The sequence below is a fragment of the Streptomyces sp. NPDC005195 genome (assembly GCF_040608315.1).
GTDB classification, from domain to species: Bacteria; Actinomycetota; Actinomycetes; order Streptomycetales; family Streptomycetaceae; genus Streptomyces; species Streptomyces kaempferi.
The window spans coordinates 1-2,553 of sequence record NZ_JBEXHZ010000236.1 but is presented as its reverse complement, the minus strand read 5'-3'; the positions used below and the strand labels follow the sequence as shown (position 1 = coordinate 2,553).

Sequence of the window (2,553 nt, the reverse complement as noted above, 5' to 3'; positions counted from 1 at the left end):
CCGACCGCCGGCCCTCGGGCCGACGACGCCGGTGGCGCCCCGGGGTGGTCTCCGGGAAGCCCGCCGGGTGACCGGCTCAGCCGCCGGCCGGACGCTTGCGGCCGACGCCCGAGTACACCCAGTACTCCGACGGGTTCTCCGGGATGTGGTCGTCCGCGTCCGGGCGCCACAGGGGTACGTAGACCAGGCCGGGCTCCACGAGGTCGAAGCCGTCGAAGAGCCCGAGGATCTCGCCCTGGGACCGGGCGGTGACCGGCGAGGTGGCCCGGGATCGGTACAACTTCCCCACGGCGGCGGCGGTGTCGGGGCGGTCCTCGTTCGTCGCGTGTGTCAGCGCCAGCCAGCTCTCCTCGGGCAGGGCGTCCCGGAACGCGGCCACGATGCCGGCGGGGTTCTCCTCGGGCGCGATGAAGTGCAGGATCGTGATCATCAGCACGGCGACGGGCTGATCGAAGTCGATCAGCTTCTGCACCTGCGGCGAGGACAGCACATCGGCCGGGCGACGGATGTCGGCGTCCACGATGTCCGTGTCCGGATTGTCGGCGAGCAACGAGGCACTGTGTGCCACCGCGACCGGATCACTGTCCACGTACACCACGCGGGCTCCCGGGCAAGCCGCTTGCGCCACCTCGTGGACGTTGCCCTGGGTCGGTATGCCCGATCCGAGGTCGATGAACTGCCGCACTCCGGCGTCGACCAGGAAACGTACCGCCCGCCCGAGAAAGGCGCGGTTGGCCCGCGCCAGGGTGCGCACCTGCGGGTCGATGGCCGTGAACGCCGCCAACGCCTCCCGGTCTATGGCGAAATTGTGCCGGCCGCCCAGCATTGCGTCGTACATCCGGGCAACGCTCGCCTTGTCCGGGTCGACACCCTGAGGCAGACCTTCGCTACCTGACACCACAACTCCCCGTCCTGGAAGTGATCTTGACGCCCCATCATATAGTTGCCGCCCAGGCACGGCGAGGTGTGTCCATGCCACGCGATGCGACCCCTCCAGTGGAAGGCACCGCCCTGCGGAACGAAGCACACAGCCACGCGGACGATGCGGCCGCCGCGTTCGCGCGCCTTCGGCCGGTCTTCTCGGGTGCGGCCGACGCCATCGGCTCGGAACTCAACCTGCACCTGACCGGCAGTCATGTCGTCCAGGCGCTGGCTCCCGGGTTCTGTGACGCGGCATCGGTCTACCTGCTGGAGCGGTGGCTGCTGGAGGAGAACGCGTACGACTCCGCGGACCCGGCCCAGATCGAGGCCCGGCGACTGGCCCTGCGCATCGGGACGGACGCGCCCGAGGACTGGGAGGGGACGCTGCCCGTGGGCGAGGTGATCGTCTTTCCCCGTGAGACCCCGTACACGCGCTGCATCGCCACCCGTACGACGCAGTTGCTCGACTCCGTCGACGCCCACACCTCCGAACGGCTCAGCACCGCCGGGGGCGACGACGTCCGTATGGACGCCCTGCTGCGGACCGCGTCCTTCCTCGTCGTCCCGCTGCATCTGCGGGGCATCGCGGTCGGGTTCATCGCGTGCACACGCGGCCCGGACCGGGCGCCCTTCGTGGCCGGGGACGCCGCGGCCGTGGAATCGCTGGCCGCGCGGGCCTGTGTGGCTCTGGACAACGCGCGACGCTACGAACGCGAACGCCGCATGGCGCTGGCCATCCGGCAGAGCCTGCTGCCCGCGACCTCACAGACGTTCGAGGGGTGTCGTATCGCCCATGGCTATCTCCCGGCCGGGCAGGACAACATCATCGGCGGTGACTGGTTCGACGTACTGCCGCGCTCCGACGGCCGCGTCAGTCTGATCGTCGGGGACGCCATGGGGCACGGGCCGGAGTCGGCCGTCGCCATGATCCAGCTGCGTACTGCCGTACGGACGCTCGCGGGACTGGACATCACGCCGGCCGAGCTGATGCGCCGACTGGACGCGCTGGCCTGTGACACACCGGGGGCCTCCTTCGCCACCTGCGTGTACGCCGAGTGGGACGCGCAGAAACAGCTCTGCACCTTCGTCGGAGCCGGTCATCCCCCGCCGCTGATACGGACCGCGGACGGACGCGCCAGGCCCATCACGCTCACCAGCGCGGGCCTGCCCCTCGGACTGGGGATGGGCAGCTATGAACCCACCGTGGTCCGGGTGCCCGAACCGATACTCCTGCTGCTCTACAGCGATGGTCTGGTCGAGTCCCGGGACACCGACATAGAGCAGGGCATCGCGCGCCTCGCCGGTCTCCTCGGCACGGACGGCGCGGAACCCGCCGGCACCGAGGGTCCGGACGCGTTGGAGTCACTGTGCCAGCGGCTGTTGCTCAAGACGTCGCCGGCCGGTGGCGGCGCGGACGACCGGACGCTCCTTCTGGCCGAACTGACGCCCGCGAAGCTCACGGCACCGTCATGACCGGCCGGACCCGTGCCGCTCACGGCACCGTCATGAGCGGCACGGGTCCGGCCGGTCCGTCGGGCCAGGGTGCTTCGCTCGGACGGGCGAGGCGGCGGGCGCGGGTGTCAGGCGCGCCCGGGTTCGGAGGCGTGGTGGCGATCGCCGGCTCGTGGGCCT

2 protein-coding genes are annotated in these 2,553 nt (G+C 70.9%); one reads left to right on the top strand and one right to left on the bottom strand.

Features of this window, described 5'->3' with window-relative positions; translation table 11 throughout:
- Positions 1-76: 76 nt before the first annotated feature.
- Complete coding sequence (locus tag ABZV34_RS38440) at positions 77-898, bottom strand: SAM-dependent methyltransferase (protein WP_356287622.1); 822 nt, start codon at positions 896-898, stop codon at positions 77-79.
- Positions 899-972: 74 nt separating this feature from the next.
- Between ABZV34_RS38440 and ABZV34_RS38435 the strand changes: the two genes are divergently transcribed.
- Positions 973-2,394, top strand: a complete 1,422-nt coding sequence (locus ABZV34_RS38435) for a GAF domain-containing SpoIIE family protein phosphatase (protein WP_356287619.1) — start codon at positions 973-975, stop codon at positions 2,392-2,394.
- Positions 2,395-2,553: the final 159 nt, after the last annotated feature.

Excerpts from the sequence above, each read along its gene's own strand:
- ABZV34_RS38435 (WP_356287619.1), top strand. The coding sequence starts at position 973 with ATGCCACGCGATGCGACCCCTCCAGTGGAAGGCACCGCCCTGCGGAAC.